Annotated in this window: 20 protein-coding genes and 1 pseudogene; 10 read left to right on the top strand and 11 right to left on the bottom strand. The window is 70.5% G+C overall.

The genetic code is table 11. The features are described 5' to 3' along the window. Positions 1–119: 119 nt before the first annotated feature. Both ACFVHV_RS03260 and ACFVHV_RS03255 read right to left on the bottom strand, forming a co-directional pair. Positions 120–2,474 carry an ABC transporter permease gene (locus ACFVHV_RS03260; protein WP_380348495.1) on the bottom strand — a complete coding sequence of 785 codons (2,355 nt, stop codon included), beginning with the start codon at positions 2,472–2,474 and terminating at the stop codon, positions 120–122. Positions 2,475–2,619: 145 nt separating this feature from the next. Beyond that, positions 2,620–3,366 (bottom strand): ABC transporter ATP-binding protein, encoded by a 747-nt coding sequence (locus ACFVHV_RS03255; RefSeq protein ID WP_380348493.1) that lies wholly within the window; start codon positions 3,364–3,366, stop codon positions 2,620–2,622. A gap of 142 nt (positions 3,367–3,508) precedes the next feature. Here ACFVHV_RS03255 and ACFVHV_RS03250 point away from each other — a divergent pair, with 142 nt between their 5' ends. The 3 genes from ACFVHV_RS03250 (at position 3,509) to ACFVHV_RS03240 (ending at position 6,011) form a co-directional block, all read left to right on the top strand. Beyond that, on the top strand, positions 3,509–4,720 hold the full coding sequence (locus ACFVHV_RS03250) for a sensor histidine kinase (protein WP_380348491.1): 1,212 nt from the start codon (positions 3,509–3,511) through the stop codon (positions 4,718–4,720). Then, positions 4,717–5,400: a response regulator transcription factor gene (locus tag ACFVHV_RS03245; protein WP_359896765.1), complete on the top strand. Its 684-nt coding sequence runs from the start codon at positions 4,717–4,719 to the stop codon at positions 5,398–5,400. Before ACFVHV_RS03250 ends, ACFVHV_RS03245 begins: the two co-directional genes overlap by 4 nt. 407 nt (positions 5,401–5,807) lie before the next feature. After that, positions 5,808–6,011 carry a hypothetical protein gene (locus ACFVHV_RS03240; protein WP_380348489.1) on the top strand — a complete coding sequence of 68 codons (204 nt, stop codon included), beginning with the start codon at positions 5,808–5,810 and terminating at the stop codon, positions 6,009–6,011. A 58-nt stretch (positions 6,012–6,069) separates the two neighbouring features. Here ACFVHV_RS03240 and ACFVHV_RS03235 read toward each other — a convergent pair whose 3' ends face one another. The 3 genes from ACFVHV_RS03235 to ACFVHV_RS03225 form a co-directional block, all read right to left on the bottom strand. After that, a complete protein-coding gene (locus ACFVHV_RS03235) occupies positions 6,070–6,195 on the bottom strand; it encodes a hypothetical protein (RefSeq protein ID WP_359896763.1) in 126 nt (41 codons plus the stop codon). 117 nt (positions 6,196–6,312) lie between these two features. Continuing rightward, positions 6,313–7,275: a hypothetical protein gene (locus tag ACFVHV_RS03230; RefSeq protein WP_380348487.1), complete on the bottom strand. Its 963-nt coding sequence runs from the start codon at positions 7,273–7,275 to the stop codon at positions 6,313–6,315. 347 nt (positions 7,276–7,622) lie between these two features. Beyond that, entirely contained in the window at positions 7,623–7,844 is a 222-nt protein-coding gene (locus tag ACFVHV_RS03225; protein ID WP_380348485.1) for a hypothetical protein, read from the bottom strand. Positions 7,845–8,306: 462 nt separating this feature from the next. On the opposite strand from ACFVHV_RS03225, the gene ACFVHV_RS03220 reads away from it, so the two are divergent. The 4 genes and pseudogenes from ACFVHV_RS03220 (at position 8,307) to ACFVHV_RS03205 (ending at position 12,057) form a co-directional block, all read left to right on the top strand. Continuing rightward, positions 8,307–9,515 (top strand): sensor histidine kinase, encoded by a 1,209-nt coding sequence (locus ACFVHV_RS03220; RefSeq protein WP_380348483.1) that lies wholly within the window; start codon positions 8,307–8,309, stop codon positions 9,513–9,515. Continuing rightward, complete coding sequence (locus tag ACFVHV_RS03215; RefSeq protein ID WP_380348481.1) at positions 9,512–9,847, top strand: response regulator transcription factor; 336 nt, start codon at positions 9,512–9,514, stop codon at positions 9,845–9,847. Before ACFVHV_RS03220 ends, ACFVHV_RS03215 begins: the two co-directional genes overlap by 4 nt. Positions 9,848–10,194: 347 nt before the next feature. Then, positions 10,195–10,413, top strand: a pseudogene (locus ACFVHV_RS03210) (hypothetical protein); the annotation flags it as partial. 468 nt (positions 10,414–10,881) lie between these two features. Beyond that, the gene (locus tag ACFVHV_RS03205; protein WP_380348479.1) at positions 10,882–12,057 is read left to right on the top strand and encodes a hypothetical protein; all 1,176 of its coding nucleotides are present in this window, start codon (positions 10,882–10,884) and stop codon (positions 12,055–12,057) included. 118 nt (positions 12,058–12,175) lie between these two features. Here the strand turns inward: ACFVHV_RS03205 and ACFVHV_RS03200 are convergent, their stop codons facing one another. The 5 genes from ACFVHV_RS03200 to ACFVHV_RS03180 all read right to left on the bottom strand — a co-directional run bounded on the left by ACFVHV_RS03200 (position 12,176) and on the right by ACFVHV_RS03180 (position 16,132). Next, the gene (locus ACFVHV_RS03200) at positions 12,176–12,523 is read right to left on the bottom strand and encodes an LGFP repeat-containing protein (protein WP_380348477.1); all 348 of its coding nucleotides are present in this window, start codon (positions 12,521–12,523) and stop codon (positions 12,176–12,178) included. A 175-nt stretch (positions 12,524–12,698) separates the two neighbouring features. Beyond that, positions 12,699–13,682: a GNAT family N-acetyltransferase gene (locus tag ACFVHV_RS03195; RefSeq protein WP_380348475.1), complete on the bottom strand. Its 984-nt coding sequence runs from the start codon at positions 13,680–13,682 to the stop codon at positions 12,699–12,701. Positions 13,683–13,820: 138 nt separating this feature from the next. Further along, the gene (locus tag ACFVHV_RS03190) at positions 13,821–14,090 is read right to left on the bottom strand and encodes a hypothetical protein (RefSeq protein WP_359896847.1); all 270 of its coding nucleotides are present in this window, start codon (positions 14,088–14,090) and stop codon (positions 13,821–13,823) included. A 58-nt stretch (positions 14,091–14,148) separates the two neighbouring features. Then, positions 14,149–15,888 carry an NACHT domain-containing protein gene (locus tag ACFVHV_RS03185; protein ID WP_380348473.1) on the bottom strand — a complete coding sequence of 580 codons (1,740 nt, stop codon included), beginning with the start codon at positions 15,886–15,888 and terminating at the stop codon, positions 14,149–14,151. A gap of 43 nt (positions 15,889–15,931) precedes the next feature. After that, on the bottom strand, positions 15,932–16,132 hold the full coding sequence (locus ACFVHV_RS03180; RefSeq protein ID WP_359896749.1) for a hypothetical protein: 201 nt from the start codon (positions 16,130–16,132) through the stop codon (positions 15,932–15,934). Positions 16,133–16,654: 522 nt separating this feature from the next. Here ACFVHV_RS03180 and ACFVHV_RS03175 point away from each other — a divergent pair. Then, the gene (locus tag ACFVHV_RS03175; protein ID WP_359896748.1) at positions 16,655–17,716 is read left to right on the top strand and encodes a DUF2776 family protein; all 1,062 of its coding nucleotides are present in this window, start codon (positions 16,655–16,657) and stop codon (positions 17,714–17,716) included. A gap of 292 nt (positions 17,717–18,008) precedes the next feature. Here ACFVHV_RS03175 and ACFVHV_RS03170 read toward each other — a convergent pair whose 3' ends face one another. Further along, the gene (locus ACFVHV_RS03170) at positions 18,009–18,149 is read right to left on the bottom strand and encodes a hypothetical protein (protein WP_359896746.1); all 141 of its coding nucleotides are present in this window, start codon (positions 18,147–18,149) and stop codon (positions 18,009–18,011) included. Positions 18,150–19,206: 1,057 nt separating this feature from the next. Between ACFVHV_RS03170 and ACFVHV_RS03165 the strand changes: the two genes are divergently transcribed. Both ACFVHV_RS03165 and ACFVHV_RS03160 read left to right on the top strand, forming a co-directional pair. Beyond that, positions 19,207–19,425 (top strand): recombinase, encoded by a 219-nt coding sequence (locus tag ACFVHV_RS03165; protein WP_380348470.1) that lies wholly within the window; start codon positions 19,207–19,209, stop codon positions 19,423–19,425. Positions 19,426–19,772: 347 nt separating this feature from the next. Next, positions 19,773–19,970, top strand: a complete 198-nt coding sequence (locus ACFVHV_RS03160) for a hypothetical protein (RefSeq protein ID WP_380348468.1) — start codon at positions 19,773–19,775, stop codon at positions 19,968–19,970. Positions 19,971–20,073: the final 103 nt, after the last annotated feature.

The raw sequence follows: 20,073 nt of genomic DNA, 5'->3' as shown, positions 1-20,073 counted from the left end.
GGGCGACGCCTCCACCGTCCCGACAGGACAGCGGCACCCTGGACGGGGCCCGCATCCGCAGGGCGCCACGCCCTCGGTCCTGCTCGGTCCTACTCGGTCCTACTCGGTCCTACTCGGTCCTACTCGGTCCGCAGCGCGGTGGCGGTCCGCGACCGGGCCGCCCGGCCGGCCGGCAGCAGCGCCCCGAGCAGGGCGATCACGATCCCGCCGGCCAGCAGGGGGACGAGCAGCCCGGCGGTGTAGGTGTGGGACACGCTCGGCGGCAGGTGCCGGCCGATCGCGTTCCCCATCGGGGTCAGCGTCGCCTTCTCCACCGCGACCCCGAGCGGGACCCCGATCAGCCCGGCGATCAGGCCGGTGAGGGACACCGAGGTCAGCACCATCGCGACGGTCTGCTTGGGCGTCATCCCGAGGGCCTTGAGGATCCCCAGGTCATGGACCCGTTCCCGGGTGTCCTGCACCACCGTGCTCAGCACCCCGAGCGCGGCGACCGCGATCATCATCAGCGTGAGCGTGGCCACCAGGGCGCCCATGGTGATCACAATGATGTTCTTGCCCCCGCCCGAGCTCGGCCGGACCGAGGCGTTCAGCGGGGTCAGCGCGGCGGCGGCCGAGGTGGACCAGTCCGATCCGTTGACGTTGTCGGCCAGCTCGACGTTGAACAGGTCGATGTGCGGGGTCAGACCGGCGGCGGTGAAGGTGGCCGCATCCGTCATGACCGTGTAGTCGCCCTGGTTGGTGTCGAAGTTGATACCGACGACCTTCAGCGACAGTTGCCTGTTCTGCTGCACCACCGCGACGTCGTCACCGACGTGGATCCCCACCGCCGAGGCCAGCTTGTCGCCGACCACGGCCTCGCCGGGCGCCGAGTACCAGCGGCCGGACAGCAGCTCCAGGTGCGTCCAGGAGAAGTCGCCGGTGACCGTGAACACCTTCGGCGGTTCGCCGCCGGGCGGGGCGCCGACCATGGTCGCGCCGCTGTCGCCCCAGCCGAACGCGGCCTTCGTGCCCGGGATCCCGGCGAGCGCGGCGGCCACCCCGGCGGCGTCCAGGTGCGGGGTGCGCGGGTCGTCGGGGCCGTAGCGACCCCAGGGCACGCCCACGTCGGCCGTGGGTTCCACGAACTCCGACGCGACGTTGAAGCCCGAGGTACTGGCGTCCAGGTACTTGTTGAACCCGGTCTCCAGCCCCACCGCGAACGTGACACTCACCACGCCGAACAGCACCGCCGCACCGACCAGTACGGCCCGGGCCGGCCGGGCGAACGGCTGGGCCAGCCCCAGCGACACGGCCCGGGGCAGCGGCAGCCGCGAGGCCAGACGCTGCGCCGCCCGACCGCCCCCGGCCTTGGGGGCGCGGCCGACCACCAGGGCCCGCACCGTCGGCATCCGGCCGGCCCGCAGTGCCGGGATCAAAGCCGTGACGCCGACGATCAGCAGGGTGCCCAGCGGCACCGCGGCGCTGACCCACAACGGGATCGTGGCACCGGCCGCACCGGCCGCGCCGAGCTGCTTGGTGGCCCCGTCCAGGATCGGCACGGCCAGGAGGTTGCCGAAAACCGTGCCGAGCACCAGGCCGAATGTCGCCGGGATCACGGCCTGCGCGGTGTAGGCGCGGGCCACCTGCGACGGGGTGAAGCCCAACGACTTCAGAATCCCGATGCGCCGGATTCCCGAGGCCACCGCCCCGCTGACCACGATCGAGATGATCAGCACCGACATGAACAGCCCGAGGATCCCGAAGGCGATCAGGAACGGCACGTAGGCCTTGGCGTTGCCGGTCGCCTGCTGCTCCGCGGTCAGGTACGACTGTCCGGCCTCGACCGAGCCGGCCGGCGCGGCGGCGGCCACCGCCTGCTTGTCGGTGGCGATGTCTGCGGCGCTCCCGGCCTCGGCGAACCGGTAGAGCATCTGCTCGTCGGACGTGGCACCGGCAGCGGTGAGCCGCGCGAAACCGTCGGCGGTGACGAAGCCGGTCGCGCTGTCGGTCACCGAGCCGGCGAAGCCGACGACCTTGAACGACGGCTTGCCCGGCAGGGAGGAGAACACCACCGAATCGCCGAAGCAGTCGGTGGCGTAGTGCTGCCACGGCACGGCGATCTCGTCCGGGCTCGTCGGCCAGCGCCCCCGGGTCAGCGCCAGCTGGTCCATCCCGGAGGTGCTGCCCAGGTCGGGCCGGGTGGTGACGGTGACCGGACCGTTGTCGTGACCGGCCCGATCCTTCTCGGAGCAGTCCGTGCCGATCGTCGTGTCCAGGGCGGCGGCGACCGGGTACGGCCCGGCCGCCTCGGTGACGCCGGCGGCGTGCGCGGTGGCGGCGGCCTGCGCGGCCGTGACCTTCGAGCCGTCGAACTGGACCGCCAGGTGCGCCCCGTTCCGCGCACGGAAAGCGTGCTCGAACGGGGCCTGCACGACAGTCAGCAGGCCGAGGGAGAGCACTGAGGACGTCACCGCGGCGAACGTCGTCAGGGCCATGACGAGGGACTGGACCCGACGGCGGCCCACGCCGGAACGTACGACCTTGCCCAGGGCGCTCACCGGCTCACCGCCGGCAGCGGGCAGGCCACGGCCCGGAAACCGACCTCGAAGAGGCGCCGGGGCATCGGCGGCTTTCGCAGTGTCATCGGACCTCTCCCGCCGGACGGGTCAGCAGTGTGCGGGCGGCCGGGCCGGCGCCGCTGCCGTCGTTGACGACGTCCCGCTCGACCGCCCCGTCCACCAACTCGATCGTGCGGCGCGCGGTGCTCGCGGCCAACTGCACGTCGTGGGTGACCAGCAGGATGGTCCGGCCCTCGCTGTTCAGGTCCAGCAGCAGCTCGCGCACGTCCTCGGCCGAGCTCGAGTCCAGGGCGCCGGTCGGCTCGTCGGCCAGCAGCAGCGCCGGCTCGTTCATCAGGGCCCTGGCCACCGCCACCCGCTGCCGTTCCCCGCCGGACAGCCGCTGCGGATAGGCCTTGACATGCCGGTCGATGCCCAGCGAGTCGAGCAGCTCGACGGCCCGCCGCTTCGCCTCGCCCTTGCCCATCCCGGCCAGCTGCGCCGGAACCATGACGTTGTCCAACACGGTCAGGTCGTCCAGCAGGTTGAAGAACTGGAAGATCATGCCGATGGAGGCCCGGCGGTACTTCGCCGAACCGGCCTCGCCGAGCTGGTCGACGCGGGTGCCGTCGACGGTCACGGTGCCGCTGGAAGGCTTGTCCAGACCCGCGATCAGGTTCAGCAGCGTGGACTTGCCACTGCCGGAATGGCCGAGGATCGCCACGCACTCACCGGCCGCCACGGACAAGGTGACGCCGGCCAGTGCGGGCGGGCCGTCGTCGTACTTCTTCGTCGTGTCGCGAAGATCGATCATCGGTGCATTCGTCATGACCACGAACCTAGGAACGGACCACGATCCACCGCGTCGGCCGGCGGGTGTCACCCCTTCCCAGGCCATCGGCCCGGGGGCGTATCCGGCGTACATCCCCGGGGCGACGCGCAGAGCCGACGCCACTGAATACGATCTTCGTATGGAACAGCTTCTCCAGCGTCTCTCGACATCGAAACGCGTGACCTGGCTGATGTCACAGGCCGTGGTGCTGGCCACCGCCTGCTTGTACGCGCTGATTCTCGCCCTGACGATGCTGCCCACTGATTGGGCGCACTACGAGGGCCTGTTCCGGTTCCCCGACCTCGATCCCTTCCAGATGCTCGGTCTCTGCGTCGTGCTCGCCCTGCCGGTTCTGCTGGTGCGCCGTCTGCCGGCGGCGGTCTTCGCGGCGGTCCTGGGCGAAGCGGTCCTCGGCGACGCCTTCGGCGCGCGGCCCTCGATCGTGTTCGTCCTGCTCGTCGGCCTGGGCGGGTACCTCGCCGTCCGGCAGCCCAGGGCTGCCGCCGTCGGCTCCGTCGCGGCCGTCGCGGCCGCGTTCTTCAACGACCTCCACGTCCACGAGCAGACCGTCGGCGACGCGTCCCAGTGGGCCGGCCAGTTCGCGTTGTGGTTCGCGGTCGCGTGGGTCTTCGGGGGCGTGTACCGCAAACGCCGTGAATACCTCGAAGCCCTTAAGGAGCAGACCGAGGCCCGCGTCGTCATGGCCGAGCGGCTGCGGATCGCCCGCGAGCTGCACGACAGCGTCGCGCACAGCATCGGGATCATCACGGTGCTGTCGGGAGCGGCGGCGCGGGTCGTGGAGACCAAGCCCGAGCAGACGCGGCAGGCGCTGACCGGCATCGAGACCACCAGCCGGGAGACGCTGCTGGAGCTGCAGCGCATGCTCGGGGCGCTCCGCCGCGCCGAGCCCGACGACGCCATGCCGCAGGCCGCTCCGCTGGCGCCGGCCGGCAGCCTGGCCGACGTCCCGCAGCTCGCCGAACGCACGGCCGGCGCCGGGGTGCGGGTTCATGTGACCTGGCGGGGCGAGCGGCGTCCACTGCCGCCGGAGATCGAACTGTCGGCGTTCCGGATCATCCAGGAGTCGGTGACGAACGTGGTGCGGCACTCCGGGGCGCGGACCTGCCGGGTCGCGGTCGGTTACGAGCCGGAAGGAGTGAGGATCGAGGTGGTGGACGACGGGGACGACGGTCTCGGCGGGCCGGGCCGACCGAGGTTCGCGGCGGGGGCCGGCGGCAGCGGCTTCGGCCTGCTCGGCATGCGCGAGCGGGTGACCTTGCTGTCCGGCCAGTTCAGCGCCGGCCGGCGTCCGGAGGGCGGATTCCGGGTGACGGCGAGGCTCCCGGCATGAGCGTGCGAGTGCTACTGGTCGACGACCAGCCGCTGATGCTGGTCGGGCTCGGGATCCTGATCGGCGACACCGACGACCTGGAGGTGGTCGGCCAGGCCGGCGACGGCCGCGAGGCGGTGCGCCTGGTGCGTGAACTGCGGCCGGACGTCGTGGTGATGGACATCCGGATGCCGGGCATGGACGGGATCGAGGCGACCCGACAGGCGACCGCCGAGCCGGACCCGCCCAAGGTGCTGGTGCTGACGACCTTCGACCACGACGAGTACGTCTACGGCGCACTGCGCGCCGGGGCCAGCGGATTCCTGCTCAAGAGCATGGCCCTGGACGCGATCCTGGAAGCGATCCGCGTGGTGGCCGCGGGCGACGCGCTGATCGCGCCGAGCGTGACCCGACGGCTGATCGCGGACTTCGCCGGAACGTCCGGCCCCGCGGCCCCCGAACCGGACGCCGGGCCCGCCGCGGATGCGACTCCCCTCGCGGCGATCACCGACCGGGAGCGCGAGGTGCTGGCACTGGTCGGACAGGGACTGTCGAACACGGAGATCGCCGAACGGCTGGTGATCAGCGCGGCGACCGCGAAGACCCATGTCGCGCGTCTGTTCGCCAAACTCGAGGCTCGGGACCGCGTCCAGCTGGCGATCATCGCCTTCGAAACCGGACTCGTGCCGCGTAGACGGTAGGGGCGGACAGTAGGGGCAGGATCAGAAGAACGATCGCGACCACGAGTCCACCGCGTTCCTGATGCGCCGGCACACCCCGGGTCGCAGCAGGATCGGGCTTCGGGGAGTATCCGTCGCTCGCGCCGGCGCCGCCGGAGGCCCGGGTGGGCGGCCGGTCGGTGCCGCTGATCCCGGCCCGTGCCGCCGACCTCGGTCCGGACACACTGCCGGCGGATCACCAACGGCTGCCGACGATCGTGCGCGACGCGGCCGGGCCGGTCACAGCCCGGACGATCGGGGAGGTGCTTGGCCCGCCGGTCGAGGTGCACGGCAAGCCGACCGTCCCATCGAGTGCGTCCGCGAGTTGCTGGACGGTGCCGAAGCGTGGCGAGGCGGGGATGGCGGGTAGCGAGTGGGAAGGCACAGCGATGTCCTTCCCGGGCAGGACGACTCCGTTCAGGGCCTCCCGCCGCATCACCGTCGCCCCGGGCACGTGCAGCGGCGGATCACTGGCCTTCGGCCGGATCGGGGACTGGACCTGCGAGGTAGTCGGCTCCTCCTGCCGGATCAACGTGCACGCGGCCCGGACACCCGACGGCGAGGCCGCCTACCTGTCGTTCTTCTACGGCTGACCCCCGCGAGCGCGGGGCCGACTCAGGGCTCGACCACCTGGGTCGCCCTGGTCCAGAGCTATCCCCGCGGGCGCGGGGAGGACTCGTCGAACAGCTGCTGGTAGCCGGTCACCTGCTTCCGGGCAGCTTGCTTGGCCAGCCGCCGCGCCGAGCCTTTGTCGAACGTGAACCTGCTGTTGCCCATGACGGACCCTTTCTGTGCCGGACCCCCTCGGATAGCGACGCAACCGGCCGGGCCGGACAACCAAGCGTCGCTTGCGACCTGTTGCCGGGACCGGGCTGACTGACCGCCGGACGTCTTCTACTTTCCGGGCAGGTACTCGGCGATCCGCGCGAACCGCGACCGACCGGCCACCAGCATCCCGGCCACCACAGCGGAGCCGAACACCACCGCGGAGTGCACAGCCGTGGGGAGCCCGGTCGAGGGGAGCAACACGGTGGCGGCCGCCGCCGAGGCCGTCGCGACGGCGATCGCGAGGGCGAGGCGGACGGTCTCGGCGACGGAGGCGCGCCTGGTCGACACCGGGGTCACGCCCTCCAGTTCGGCTTCCGGCAGCAGTGCGGCGAGCCGGCCGGCGGCGAAGTTCTCGCCGATCAGCGACAGCATGCGGGCCAGCTCGACCAGGCCGGTGTCGGGGTCGGCATCGATCCGGGCCAGCCGGACGCGCAGTGCGCCCGCGACCAGGGCGCAGTGCTCCCTGACCGAGGCCCGACGCGGTGAACGGCGGTGGATGGAGCGGGCGGTGCGGTGGAGTTCCAACAGGGCCCGCTCCAGGTTGCGACAGACTTGGTCTAGCCTCCGCAGCGATGACGCCCGCTCCGACGGCGCTTGAGCGCGGGCTTTGGCACACCCTTCGATGCCGGAGATGGCCAGGAGCGTGACGGCGTAGTGGAATTCGGGCTGGTGGCGCCTCATCATCCGTCCGACCGCGACTGCCACCGCGATGAGGTAGACGTAGGACAGGATGATGCCGAGGCCGTTCACGGGTGAGCTCGGGTCGAAGAGGGGACCGAGGCGATTGGCGCCTGCGTGCCCCATTCCGGTGGGCGGGCCGAGCCCGAGCCGGACGGCGATGTCTCCTGCTGTGCGTAAGAACTGCTCAAAAAACCGCACGGCGGCGAAGAGCAGGACAACAGAGAGGACCGTCCACCCGTAGGGGAAGGTCTTCAGGGTCTGCTGGGAGGCGCGCACAGCGGCCGGGGTAGCGTGCGCAGCGGCCGGGTTGAGGTCGAGCTGTGCGCACGCTTCGCGCAGGCTGTCCATCTGCTTGTCGACTGCCTGCCGGTTCGAGCGTCGGTGCCATCTGCGCAGCCGTACCCACCGGCGTACCGCTGCCGCCTGACCGCGTTCCCGTAGCCCGCCCAACCTGATCCTCCTCGGTTCGTGACGGGACGATGATGGCCGAGGCTCCGTGCCTGTACCGCCGAAACGGGAATCTCAGCCGGCTCCCGCGTTGTTCGGGCGCCCCCGAGCCACCCTTGCGGGCGCGGGCGCGGGCGCGGGCGCAAGGCGGCGATGCCCGGCGCGGACGTACCGTTCCCCGCCTCCGAAGTGATGGAGCAGGCTGGCCTGGTGGTGGAGCACCGCAACCACGACGGTGCCGTGGCCGCCTACGACTTCGCCCGCCGGTGCCAGCAGCGCTGCAGCACTCGCTCGCTGTGCTGTTCGCCTGCCGCTGCCGCGGCGGTATGCAGGAAGTCCCCGCACTGGGACTGGGTGACGCGGGCGAGTAGCACCGGGCTCAGCAGGGCCAGGGAGATTCCCAGCACCACCCAGAGGGTGATCACCTTCCACGGGTTCCTGGTGGAGTATCCGGTCAGTGCGCGGATCACGGTTTCCTCCGGCAGTGGACACGAGCGTCCGCAAGATCGGTCTCGGCTCCGGGGGTTCCCGGCCGGGTTCCAGACCATCACCCGGGGTGGGCCGCGGACGTCCCTGCGACGGACGATCCGGGCCCCTGCTCCTAGGCCGGGCCCGGACCCGGGACTGTGGTCCTGGTCCAGGCCCCCGTGATCGGCCGTGGGGACCATGCCGGGGAGGGGTGAGCCGATGCCAGAATGGGGTCATCGGGCCTGTTCAGAGCCTGTTCAGGGTCTGAACAGGGCCTGATCGGGCTCATCGGGGCTCATCGGTGAGGCGCGGCGCGGGCCGGGCACGGAGGGGGAACGGACATGGGCGGTGATCAGCGCCCCGCGATGGACGCGGCACTCGGGGCGGACCCGGCACACCCGGCACACGCGCCACACCCGGCACACGCGGCACACCCGGCGAGCGGGAGCCCGCGGCCCGGCGGGGTGACGGACGCGCCGCCGGAGACCGACGACGCGCCGTGGACCCACACCGACGCGCTGGTGGCCGCCGGCGTCTGCACGCTCGACCTGCTCAACTACCTGCTCTTCAGCGAGATGGACGGGGTACGCCGGGTGACCCCGCCGGGCCTGCTCCTCGTCGCGCTGTCGGCCCTGCCGCTGCTCGTTCGGCGCCGCCACCCGGTGCCGGCGCTCGCCGTGGTCCTGGCCGTCGAGGCCACGATCGACCTGTCCACACCGGCGAGCACCCACTTCGGCGCCGCCTTGATGGTCAGCCTGTACTCGGTCGCCCGGGCCCGCCCCGCCCCGGTGACGGCGGCCGCCGCGGCGGCGACGACGGTGCTGACCACGCTGAGCCAGAGCCACCTGCGCGTCCCCTCCTGGCAGGCGCTCGCCGGCACCTCCTGCTCCACTCTGCTCGTGGTCGGTGCCGGCCTCGCCGTGGCGCGCTGGCAGCGGGAGGTCGCGGCCCACCGCAAACTGCTGGCCGACCGCGCGGTGGCCGACGAACGCCGCCGCATCGCACGGGAGTTGCACGACATCGTGGCGCACCACATCACCACCATGCAGCTGATGGCCGGCGGTGCCCGGGCCAACCTCGCCCACCCGGAGGTGGTCCGGGACGCCCTGGTCACCCTGGAGTCCTCCGGGCGACTGGCCCTGAGGGAGATGCGCCAGCTCCTGAACGTCCTGCGGGCCGGCGACGAACCGGACACCGCCCCGCCCTCGCCCCAGCCCGGGGCCGAGGACCTCGGCCGGCTTGTGAACGAGTCCCAGGTGGCCGGCCTGCCGACCGACTTCGGCGTCCGCGGGCCGCACCGCCCGCTGCCGCCCGCCGTTGGCCTGACCGTGTTCCGGATCGTTCAGGAGGGCCTCACCAACGCCCGAAAGCACGCCGGGCCCGCCCGCGCGACCGTCACCCTGACGTACGGTCCGGACCGGGTCACCGTCGAGGTGCGCGACGACGGGAATACGGCGGGCACGGGCGGCGCCGCACCGCAGGAGGCGGTGCCGGCCGGCGGCCGGAGCGGGTACGGCCTGATCGGCATGCGCGAGCGCGTCGCCCTGCACGGCGGCACCCTGCGGACCGGACCACGGCCGGAGGGCGGCTTCGCTGTCCTGGCCGATCTGCCACTGGCCCCGGAGGAGACGGCCGACGCGGCCGTCCAACACGGAACGGCGACGGCCCGGTGAGGTCGAACGACGGCCGCCCGGTGGGCGCGGTGGCACCGGGCATCCGGGTTCTCATCGCGGACGACCAGCCGCTGGTGCGGCGCGGCCTGTCCCTGATCCTCTCCCCCGACCCATCCTTCGAAGTGGTGGGCGAGGCCGAGAACGGGGAACAGGCCATCACCGCCGCCCGCCTGCCGCGCCCCGACGTCGTGGTGATGGACATCCGGATGCCCCGTTCCCGCCCAGTCCGACGTGTGCCGGCTACCGGTCGACCAGGGCACCGATCCGCCAGCCTCCCGGCGAAACCGGGCCGTCGCCGGGCCGGAGTCCGTTCGCGACTGGCGGCGGTCTGACCTCTCCGACCCGGACGAGCAGAAGTGGATCCGGCCAGCGAGGTCCTTGCCCGGGTGCACGCCGCCGGCGGTGACCGGCGAATGATCCGGTCGACCAGCAGCGGCCGGCGCCGCTGCACGTCTCCCTCTCCAACGCCGCCGAACAGACCATCGCCCAGCTGTGCACCGACGAGCTGGACGCCGTCGAGAATCTTGTCGAACGTCCGCGATCCTCCGGCCCCGGTCGGCGACTGCAGAAGGCAAGAGGCTGAACAGGACTCGTCGTCCTCCTCCGAGCCAGCGATCAGCCACCTGGCCGTCAACCCGGCCGCGGCACGCTGATGAGCATCCCGCCCCGAACCCACGGGCGCATCCTGCAGCTGCTCGCGCAGCGGAACCGTCTCGGCCAGGGGCCGCCGACGTGCCAGGAGATGGCTGCCTGCTTCGGCCTGGACCCGGTGGCCGCGAAGATCGAGGCGTTGCGGTCGAAGGCGAAGCGGCTGACAGTGCGAGGGTGGCTGGCCGAGCCGGCACCGGGCCGGTTCACGCTCGCGAAGGCCGTGGCCGGGCAAGGCGGCGGGTCATGAGCTGCGCCGCCGACCAGTAGACCACCGCCTCCGCGCTGCTGGTGGACCGTTCGAAGTCCCGCACGAGGCGGCGGCTCGACCGGCTGGTGCGCTGGCACGCCGAGCGCCGCCGCAGCGAGTGGGCGCCGCTCGACCTCGGCCCCGATCCCGCCGACACCGTCAGCCGAGCCGCGCTGCTGCTCTCCGCCGCGCTGCTGGACGCGGCCACCGCCACGCGCGCTCCGCCGCGGACCCCGCGCCCGAGGTCCTGGTCGACAACACCTTGGCCACCGCCGCACCGTAGCAACGGCCGGCCCCTCACCCGCGGGTCTACGCATACGATCTGATAACTCTGAGTGAGCAGCGCGGTCACCCTATGGTGTCCCCATGCGCCGATCAAAACTCCTCTACTCGGCAGCCATCCTGCTTCTGGGCGCAGCATCGGTCGCTGTTGCGAGGACGGCTGAGGGTGATGCCGAGGAGACCCGCATGGCTCCGACGGTGCTGCTGAGCCGCGAGTACCACGAAAAGCACTTGAGGCCGGTCGCGGACGAGGTTCACCGGCTGGTCGATACGGGCCAGGTGCCCGGTGACGGTTTCGCCTCAATCGTGTTCCACGGTGACGAGCACTATCTTGACCTGTACTGGAAGGGTCCGGTCCCTGCCGTGATCACCGAGGCCGTGGACGCCTGGCGTGCACGTACCCGTGAACAGGCCCGTCAGGAGCCCGCCGGCCCGGTGAGTCCCGACTACGAGGTGCGCTACCGGTCCGCGGCCTACTCGCGTTCCGAGATGGACCGGGCCGTCGACAGGTTCGTCTCCGCTGTCGGCGAGGACCCATCGGAGTGGTCGTCCGTTTCGCCCGCCAACGACGGCAGCGGCCTCCTGCTCACCTACCGGCCGAGGACCACCCGGCGCATCGCGCCGGCCAACGCCCCGACCCGCGACTACGAAGCCCGGGCCGAACACTTCGCCGGTATCCCCGTTCACACCCGCACCGGCTCCCCCGAAACACCCACCCAGGGCAGCCGTACCAGTGACGCCCCGCCCTGGTACGCCGGAACCGACCTCACCCTTGCCGACAACTCCCACTGCTCCACCGGAATCCCCGGCTGGGTCAGCAACAAACGCGTCCTGCTGACCGCCGCGCACTGCCAGACCGGCGGGAACGTCTACAACGGGCAGCGCGTCGTCGGGGAGGTCACCGCCTACGACAGCGGCCTGGACGTCGCCGTCGTCACGACCGACAAGAGCACCGCGGCCCGCTTCTACAGCGGCTCCTGGAACAGCGGCGACTCCCGCCCGCTGTACGGACCGGCGCGCCTGGACCCGGGCCAGTCCGCCTGCTTCAGCGGTGCCGTGTCCGGCTTCCACTGCGAGCTGGAGGTCACCCGCGTCGGCGTCCACTCACCGTCCGGGCGCACCGCCGCGACCGAGGTCAGGTCCCGCAGCGGGGACATCGCCGTCGCCCAGGGCGACAGCGGGGGACCGGCCGTGGCCAACCCGCAGGGCGACTCCATGGCACCGGTCGGCGTCATCATCGCCGGAAACACCGACACCAAAATCCCGTGCAACGACACGTCAACCCCGACGACCTGCTTCTCCACCGGTTACTACACCCCGCTCGACCCAGTGGCGTCCAAGTTCGGCTTCTCCGCGCTGTGACCTCCGGAGACCTCACGGTGCGAAGGCGTCAAGTCGGGGACTGCGGACGCGGGCTCGGTGTTCGACGGCGCACGGCTCAATTCTCGGCGGCATGCCCCGAACGGACGCGCTCTGGACGTCAAACGCATTTGTCGCCGTCGCTCCAGGTCTTGGTGGCGTTGCCCGGCAGAGCCTGCCAGTGGACGACGGAACACTGGAAGTTCTGCCGGGTCTCGTTGCCGACGACGTACTCGTAGGACGTCGGGTAGCGCATCCACCCTGCCTCGCACCCCTGGCTGCACCAGTAGTCGCCGATGTCCCCCCAGACAGGCCACGCACCGCTGCCAGGAGACCAGTAGATGGTCCCGTTCTGAAACTGCGTCCGGCGGCCAACCCCGTCGGGGTTGACCAACTCCTGCGTGAGCGGGCAGCCGAGTGATCCTTCGGGGCCACCCATCGCGATGTACCGCTTCTCGATGTCGCCCACGACCTCAAACCCGCGGTCGCAGTACGGGGTGGCCTCTTCGTAGCAGCGGCGGCTGGCGGGGTTTCACCCAGGACGAAGCCATCCGCACCGCCATCGAAGGGTTGCTCGCCACGTGCGACTGACCGGGGAATTGTCAAATTCTGTGGATCGACCGGACGGTCCAATGGCTGGTCGATCAAGCGAGCGGCTTGCGGTAGCGGACATACTCGTTCTGTCTCCGGAACCCCACGCTCTCGTAAAGATCGTAGGACCGGTGGGGATTTGCTGTGCCCGTGTACAGCCTGGCCGTCGTCGCACCCTGCTCGCGAAGGCTTCGCAGCCCTTCCAGCAGCAGGATCCGGCCGATTCCGAGGCGTCGCTGGTCCGTTCGGACGCTCAGCTCTTCCACCTCGCCCACGGTGTGGTCGTGGCTGCGGATGGAGCAGAGGGCCACGCCGAGCATCTCCTGCCCCCTCCAGGCAGCCCTCCAGCATGCCGGGTCGGCGGTGTCGACAAAGTCCTGGAAGGTCCACTTCTGAGTGAAACCGGTTTCCGCATACGAATCGACGACCGTCCTCCAGGCCGCGCGGTAGTGGCTGGTCCCGATCGGCCCCGTCCGTATCCCGGCCGGGCATTCGCTGCCTCGTTCGGGCAACTGCCACAGATTGCCCAGCTCCAGCTCGACCAGACTGAAGACACGTCGGTAGCCGGCTGCGAGCAGAAGCGCCGTGGCGTCCTGCTCGGAGACCATGGCGTTCGCACCGATCACTGCAGTCCGAGCCGTGCCATGGTCTTCGATGAGCTGGCCGATCCGCTCTTCGGCCCAGCTCAGCATGGCTGACCCGATGCCCTGGTCGCGATGCTCGGGCAAGAGGTAACCGCGGTGCAGGTAAAGCCACGTATCGTCCCGCTCCTGCCACCACCGGATCGTCGAGTAGCCGACGACGCTCCCGTCGCGTACCACCAGGACCTGGTTCTTGGACGGCTCGTCCAGCTTGGCAGAGGCCTCGGCGATCTCGGCCGCTGTCGGGAGCCCTTCCACAACCGAACGGGTGTCGACCCGGTCCCGTTCGACGCATCCCAGCCGCACCGCGGCCATGGGGCCGTGGTCCTCGTCGCCCCGATACGGCCGTAACCCGAAGCCGGCTGGGAGGTCCTGTCCTGGCGTGTCATCCGACATGATCGGATGATCTCGAACTTCGAGGCAGGTCCGCCACCCTGTTCATGATTCATGCTGCGGTCGTGTTCGGCCGTTCCACGAGGTAGCCGCGTTCGAAGTGGGCTCCGGCTCGGACGAGAGCGACGAGGTGGGGCGCATTCACGGCTCGCCAGCGGGTCTGGGCGGACCGATCTCCAGATCGGGACCGCCGATGCGGTACCACCTGGTCTCGCCCCACCGGGGCGGCCGCTCACCCAGCCCGGCCAGCAACGCGGTGAGCCGCGTCTGCCCGTCGATCACCAGGAACTCCGCCTTGGGCACCTTCTCGTACCTGCCGCGGGCCGGGCGGTCCTTCGGATCCGGCCGCCACAAGAACAGCGGCCCGACCTCGACCTTCGCTCGTGGGCCGGTGACCCGAAGGTCGCGCACCGCTTCAACGACACGGCGGACAGCAGCGAAGTGGTACCTGCCGCATCAGTTCCTGGCCCTACTCACGAAATGGGTGGGAGGTGAGCCAGCGCTGAAATTCACGATGGCGAAATTGGTAGGCATTGCCGGACAGTCGGATCAGCCCCGCGTCGTAGGACCATGCAAGGAAGGCGTTGAGACGGAATGGCAGAGCGCGCCGCATGTAAAGGCGCAGGGACAAAAGAAATATGAAATATCGCCCGTACGCGCTCGTTGCCACGCTCATGACGAAGATGGTCAGTCCGAAAAGGGACCCCCAGAGGAGTCCGGCCGCGAATCCGTCGACGAGTCCGAACAGAGACCCGAAGGCAAGCCCGGCCAGCAGCGCACACACGAACCCGACGGTGATCCTGTAGAGGATGTCCGACCGGAGGACGGCTCCCGGGCCGGCGACAGTGGCCGGTGGACCCTCAAGTTCGCCGAGGAGTGAGGACAGGAGCCCAAGCAGGACACCCATGAGTCCGACCACGATTCCGGTCGTGACTCCGACCTTGGCCTCAGCCGAGAGACCAACGATGACGCCGGTCACGATGCCGATCCCGATCGATGCGGCAAGCGCCCCCTTGCACGTGTCGACAATATTTTGACGAAACTCGGGGACTTCCAGGGCCGACCAATTCAGGCGGCGAGGCAGGTGCTCGTTTCCCCAGGCGACAAAGCCCGTGGTGGTACCCCAGAGGGCGAGGAGGAGAGTCTGGAACGGGAAGGGGGAGCCCTGCACGTACAGACCCCCGAGGAAAAGCGGCATCGGTACGAGAAGGAGAAACTCCCATTGGATCACGCGATCTTCAACGATGACCCACAGCTCGTGGATGTGGATCTCGGTACGCGGCTCGGCAAGTGGCTCCACCGCCGGTGTTTCCGATGTCGGATCGGGGCGTTGGAGGCTGCGGGCGATGCTGGTCAACCAACGGCGTGTGTCATCGGACGTGTACCGGCGCTTCGGCGGATGGAGAGCGAGAGTGGCGGGTATGAGGAGGTTCAGCAGGTGATCGTCCACGTCCTGAGGGGTAACCAGGGCTCGGAGTTCGATGGGATCGCCGGCGCGGCTGTAGACGGTCGCGGCCAGGGACAGCCGCCATGGCGTGGACAAGCTCTGGGCCAGGACGCCGGTGGGATCGGTGCGCAGGTGCTCCAGGAGGGTCTGCCACCGGGGAGTGCCGCCCGAGCGGTCGGCGAGGTAGCGGAGAGCTTCCTGCGGAGGGACGGGTTCGATGCTGATGCGGGCGGCGTCACGCAGCTGCGCGGCGTCGACAAGGGCTTCGTAGTGGGTGGTGCGGCAGGTGAGCACCAGTGGTCCTGCGGTTCGGCCGCGGCCGTATGCGTTCAACGCGGCGAGGGCGGCGCGGGCGCGTGGGGGGTGTGGGTCGGATGAGGGTCGACCGCCGGCTTCGCGGACGGGCTGGCCGACAGTCCCGGTCAAGCCGGAGTCCATCTCGTCCAGGCCGTCCAGGATCGGCAGGACCAGGCCGTGCTCGACCAGCTGTGCCGCACGGTCCCGGGGCCAGTCCAGGTTCTGGACGAGATGGGCGATCAGGAAGGCTTCCAGCGGAATGTCGGTGTCCCAGGCAGCCAGGGACATCCGCACGGGCACCGGGTCGGTGTCGCCGCGATGCTCGATGAGCCCCAGCAGCAATTCCAGGGCGAGGACGGTCTTGCCCGCTCCCGGTGCTCCCGTGACGACAAGACGTGCAGGGGTGGTGGCCTGGTAGTAGGCAGTTATGTCCGCCGCTCCTGCCGTGTGACTGTCGTCGAACATCTGACCGTGCGGGCCGGGGGCGCGGGCGCTGGGAACGGGTTGGTCATGAAGGGTGTAGCGCAGATTGATGCGCGTCGCTCGTGAGCGTGCCGCAGGACGGGCAGGCACCCGGCGCGGCCAGCACCCCGGGCCCGGCCAGGATCTGGAACATCCGCAGCACCTTCGCGCACTCGGCGCAGCCCAGCGGGCCGGCACCCAGCTCCGGGTGCACCCGCACCCCGTCGAACCCGCAATCGTCACTCATGCCCGGACCAACGAGACGGCGGTTCGCGGAGCACGGGGCGGGCGAAGGAGTCCAGAGAGGCTTGCGGGGCCCGTCGAAGCCGCCCCGCGCGGAGCCGGGGACCCCGGGACAGGGACAGCCCCGGAAAGGCCCTGGAGAGCCAGGACGGGCGGCGCCGGGACGGACCACGGCCGCAGGCGCCGGAGACGAACCGGTGGACCGCCGATCCTGGTGTGCTAGGCACAATCAGCGGGTCATGACAGCAGATTGGTCACCCCGTAGCAGCGGAAATCCACGGCCCTCTTCAAGAAGAAGCCGAGCTCAGCGGCTCCTTCCCCTCGATGAGCACGCTGCTGACCATCCGACTGACACCACCCCACCCACTCACAAGGCCACTGCCGGGGTCCCGCACGGCGGGTGTCGCCGTGAGCCGATCGGACGAAATCCGTGGACACTCGCCGCCGGGGTCCCGGCCGGAGACCCGGCGGGCTGAACACTGACTGCCGCCCGGAACCGGCGAGCGCGAGGGAACGAGGAGACCTGGTGAACCACGGAATGAGCGTGCTGCTCCGGGCGATTCCGCTGCTCATGGGCGCGGTGTCGGCCGCGCTCGGCGGCTACGTCCTCGCGCACTCCACCGGGCCGAGCGCCCGGGTCGCGGGCCTGACGCTGGTCTTCCTGGCCGCCGTCTGTCTCTGCCTGTTCGCCGTCGCGGCGACCGTCGTGCGGCAACTGATCGGCCGTTTCGGCGCGTTGGACCGGATCGGCTACCCGGCGTTCGGCTTCGCGGTGGCCGGGGCCGCCGTCGGCTACGGGCTGGGCCTGCTGGCGGAGAGCCACCGGCCGGTGGCCGACTTCGTGGCCGGCAGCGTGGTCCTCGGCATCGGCCTGGTCTGCGTGTGCGTCTCGTCGGTGGCCGCGGTCGCCACCCGCTTCACGCTGATCGGGCAGAACGCCGTCCTGCCGGAGGGTTCCCCGCCGCGCTCGCCCGCGCCGTTCGGCCGGTCCGCGGCCCGGGCGCTGGTGGCGGTCCCGGTCCTTGCGGCCGCCGCCGCCTGGGCGTGGGCGATCGTCATGCTGGCCAACGGGGGCGGCGGGGACTCGGACGGGCGCTTCACGGCCGGGCACGTGGTGGTCGACCAGGCGATCGTCTGCACCGCCCTGATCGGGCTGGTGATCACCCTGCTGCGGCAGATCCGGAACACGTACACCCGGCGGGAGCGGGTCTGGTGGCTCGTCCCGGCCGCCGTGCTCGGCGCCATGGACATCACCGGGGGCCTGGTCGTCGTCGCCCTGGACCCCCGGCCCGGTCAACTGGCCACCGGGTACGTGCAGATCGGGCTGGGTCTGCTGTGCTGGACAGTGCTGAGCGCGGTGCTGCTGCTCGCCCTCGGCTGGCGCCGTGCCGCGCCGCCGGCCGGCCGCGCCCCGCTGGTCCCGGTCGGCACCACACTGCTGTGCCTGTTCATGTCGGCGTTCCTGTTCGAGTCGGCCGACCCGGACGTGACGGTCGCGGCCCGGGTCCTGGTCGGCCTCGGCGCCGTCTGCTTCTCGCTGTTCGCCGTGGTCTCCGTCCTGGAGGCCGGCGTCGCCGACCGGAACTGACCGGCCGCCCGGACACTCATCGGGCGCGGGACCGCGGGGCTGTCCCCGGCCGCCGACCACGTCCTGCAGCACCTGGTGGCCCCCGACGAGGCGCCGACGGCGTGCCCGGGCCGCGGGCCGACCCCACCACGGGGGTTGAGACTGGTAGGCGCGCATGTTGAGGTGTCGCGTATCCACCCATAAAGTCAGCGCTGCAACCACGATGAGTGATGGTCTCAGCGAGCAGCAACAGCCAGTTGGTCGGCAACCTTCCCGGCTGCGTGGCGAGAGTCTGCAGCCGGGAAGGTGATGACTACTCCGAGAGCAGCTTGATCAGCCGCTCGGTGATGGCGCGGGAAGCGCCGGTGAAGGCTCCACGGACGGCCTGCCCGATGAGCTGCAGGGCGATGCTGGTCCTGGCCTCAGTGGCTGGCGGGCGCGTAGCGTTGGGCATCTGGGTCCCCTCTCGAAGGCTGGATCCTGAGTGGCCCGTCGGTGTTGGTTGGACGCCTTTCCGGCGGGCCGCTTCAATGTCAGCACGCTGGGTAGCGGACTGTTCAAAGCCCGGAACCAAGCGCGACCAAGTGGGACTTCCCGGGATTTGGCCCGACGTTCGTTAAGGGGGAGCCGTGCCGAATCGGCGACGCACTATCGATCGCTCACACCCGCTGGGCAGGTTCGCCATTCAGCTTTCCGAACTGCAGGAGAGCGCCATAGCGCGAGCAGGAGGCAGCCAAGCGGCTCGGGAGATCAGCATCGACAGGGTGGCCAGCGGCAAGTGGGTAACGAGTCGGACGGCGATCTACGCCTCGCTCAACGGGACTCGATTGGCGTCGATGAACACGCTGTGCGCGATGGTGTCCGCATGGCACCCGCGGGGAGAGAAAGGCATCACCGAGTGGCAAAAGCTACGACGCGACGTCGAGGAACAGTTGGCCGCTTTGCGGGGCGGTAGGCCCGCGAGGGCTGTGGATGTTGAGGTCACGCCTGCAGTGCAGCAGCCAGAGCCCGTTCGGGTACCTGACGAGGAAGCATTGGCCGAGCTGCGAGTCTTGCTGGCCGACAGGCTGGCCCAGGTTCGACAGACCAAGACGCAGCTTGCGGCGCGCTCTGGTCTGGGGCGAACCACCGTACATGAGGCATTCGCCCGAGGCAGGCCGGCGCCATCTGCGGCGACGGTTGCCGCGCTCGCCCGGGCGCTATCCCTCGATGCAGCCCACCTCCTTGAGTTGCATCGGCAAGCTGTCGGTTAAGTCCATTGGTGTTCGCCTCGGTTCAGGTGAACCTTCCTGAACATCGGCGTCGTGACTCGAACGCGATCTTCGAGCCTTCGGGAATGGCGGTTGCCTTGTCACCGCGTGTGGTCTCCGAGCGCGTATCGGTTCCAAGTTCCGCCGGCTTCAGTGACGAGCCGGGTGGCGGCCTCGGCGGCGGGCGGATCGGTCAGCGTCGGGCGTCTTTGGGAGCCAGCAGGCTTGTCACCTCGGAGATGGCCTCCGCCGAGGACTTGAATGCTGCCTCGCCTGAACGAGCTTGAGCACGACCTCCTCGACCGGCGTCAGCGCGCTGAAGCCGAAGGCTGGATCGGTGAGATCGAAGGTATCGACCTCACCCTCACCTTCCTGCGCGGCAAGAGAGACGAAGCCAGCCGCCGCAGCCGCCGGCCCGTCGTCGACCTCGGCCTTCCCCGGCCCCGACCGTCCCTGCCACCGGAGTGCTCACTTCCATGAACCCTGCCATACGAGTCAGCTCTCGTGCGTCCATCCCCCCCGCTGGAGGCCCGTCCGCCAGCGGCGGGGAGCGGCTGATGTCTCACGGAATCGGCTACGGCTTGGTCAACCGCCGGTGCCACCAGGGGCAGCTCGGCGAGTCCCACCAAGGGCTAGTGGCGGCGATCGCGCTCGGCGCGGTGCGCTGGTCGCGGCGCTCCAGGCAGTGCGGGAGGAGGTGAGGGAGCGGATCCCGAAAGAATTCCGGGTCCACCTGCAACCTCCACACCCCCCGCACGTCTGATGAGTGAGCGGCCGGAAGCCGGAACCGGCCGCGCATCACTCGGTCACCAAAAGGGGGAATTCGCATGCGCAAGAACAGCCGTGTCCTGAACCAGGCCCGTCGCCTCGCCCCGACGGTCGCGCTCACCGCGGCACTGGTCGCGGGCGGCGCCGCGACGGCCGCCCCGGCCTTCGCCGACACCGGCTCCCACTCCGTCTCCGGCGTCGGCGTATTCGGCAATGAGGTCGTGTCGGGCAAGGGGGCGCCCACCGCGAACCGGTGAGCAACCCGGGACGGACCGCCCGTCGGCGCCCGGGCCCTGGGCATAGCCCCCGCCCCGCCCCCGCCCCCGGCCACCCCCCAAACCGTAACCGCCCCACCCGCCC

The sequence above is a fragment of the Kitasatospora sp. NPDC127116 genome, from assembly GCF_042677365.1.
GTDB lineage: Bacteria > Actinomycetota > Actinomycetes > Streptomycetales > Streptomycetaceae > Kitasatospora > Kitasatospora lactacystinica.
This window is presented reverse-complemented; position numbering and strand designations above follow the sequence as displayed.

What these genes read in the sequence shown, in the direction of transcription:
- ACFVHV_RS03260 (WP_380348495.1), bottom strand. Translation starts at nt 2,474, where the DNA reads ATGGCCCTGACGACGTTCGCCGCGGTGACGTCCTCAGTGCTCTCCCTC.
- ACFVHV_RS03255 (WP_380348493.1), bottom strand. Translation starts at nt 3,366, where the DNA reads ATGACGAATGCACCGATGATCGATCTTCGCGACACGACGAAGAAGTAC.
- ACFVHV_RS03250 (WP_380348491.1), top strand. Translation starts at nt 3,509, where the DNA reads ATGGAACAGCTTCTCCAGCGTCTCTCGACATCGAAACGCGTGACCTGG.
- ACFVHV_RS03245 (WP_359896765.1), top strand. Translation starts at nt 4,717, where the DNA reads ATGAGCGTGCGAGTGCTACTGGTCGACGACCAGCCGCTGATGCTGGTC.
- ACFVHV_RS03240 (WP_380348489.1), top strand. Translation starts at nt 5,808, where the DNA reads ATGTCCTTCCCGGGCAGGACGACTCCGTTCAGGGCCTCCCGCCGCATC.
- ACFVHV_RS03235 (WP_359896763.1), bottom strand. Translation starts at nt 6,195, where the DNA reads ATGGGCAACAGCAGGTTCACGTTCGACAAAGGCTCGGCGCGGCGGCTG.
- ACFVHV_RS03230 (WP_380348487.1), bottom strand. Translation starts at nt 7,275, where the DNA reads ATGGACAGCCTGCGCGAAGCGTGCGCACAGCTCGACCTCAACCCGGCC.
- ACFVHV_RS03205 (WP_380348479.1), top strand. Translation starts at nt 10,882, where the DNA reads ATGGCTCCGACGGTGCTGCTGAGCCGCGAGTACCACGAAAAGCACTTG.
- ACFVHV_RS03195 (WP_380348475.1), bottom strand. Translation starts at nt 13,682, where the DNA reads ATGTCGGATGACACGCCAGGACAGGACCTCCCAGCCGGCTTCGGGTTA.
- ACFVHV_RS03185 (WP_380348473.1), bottom strand. Translation starts at nt 15,888, where the DNA reads ATGTTCGACGACAGTCACACGGCAGGAGCGGCGGACATAACTGCCTAC.
- ACFVHV_RS03180 (WP_359896749.1), bottom strand. Translation starts at nt 16,132, where the DNA reads ATGAGTGACGATTGCGGGTTCGACGGGGTGCGGGTGCACCCGGAGCTG.
- ACFVHV_RS03170 (WP_359896746.1), bottom strand. Translation starts at nt 18,149, where the DNA reads ATGCCCAACGCTACGCGCCCGCCAGCCACTGAGGCCAGGACCAGCATC.
- ACFVHV_RS03165 (WP_380348470.1), top strand. Translation starts at nt 19,207, where the DNA reads ATGCTGCCTCGCCTGAACGAGCTTGAGCACGACCTCCTCGACCGGCGT.
- ACFVHV_RS03160 (WP_380348468.1), top strand. Translation starts at nt 19,773, where the DNA reads ATGCGCAAGAACAGCCGTGTCCTGAACCAGGCCCGTCGCCTCGCCCCG.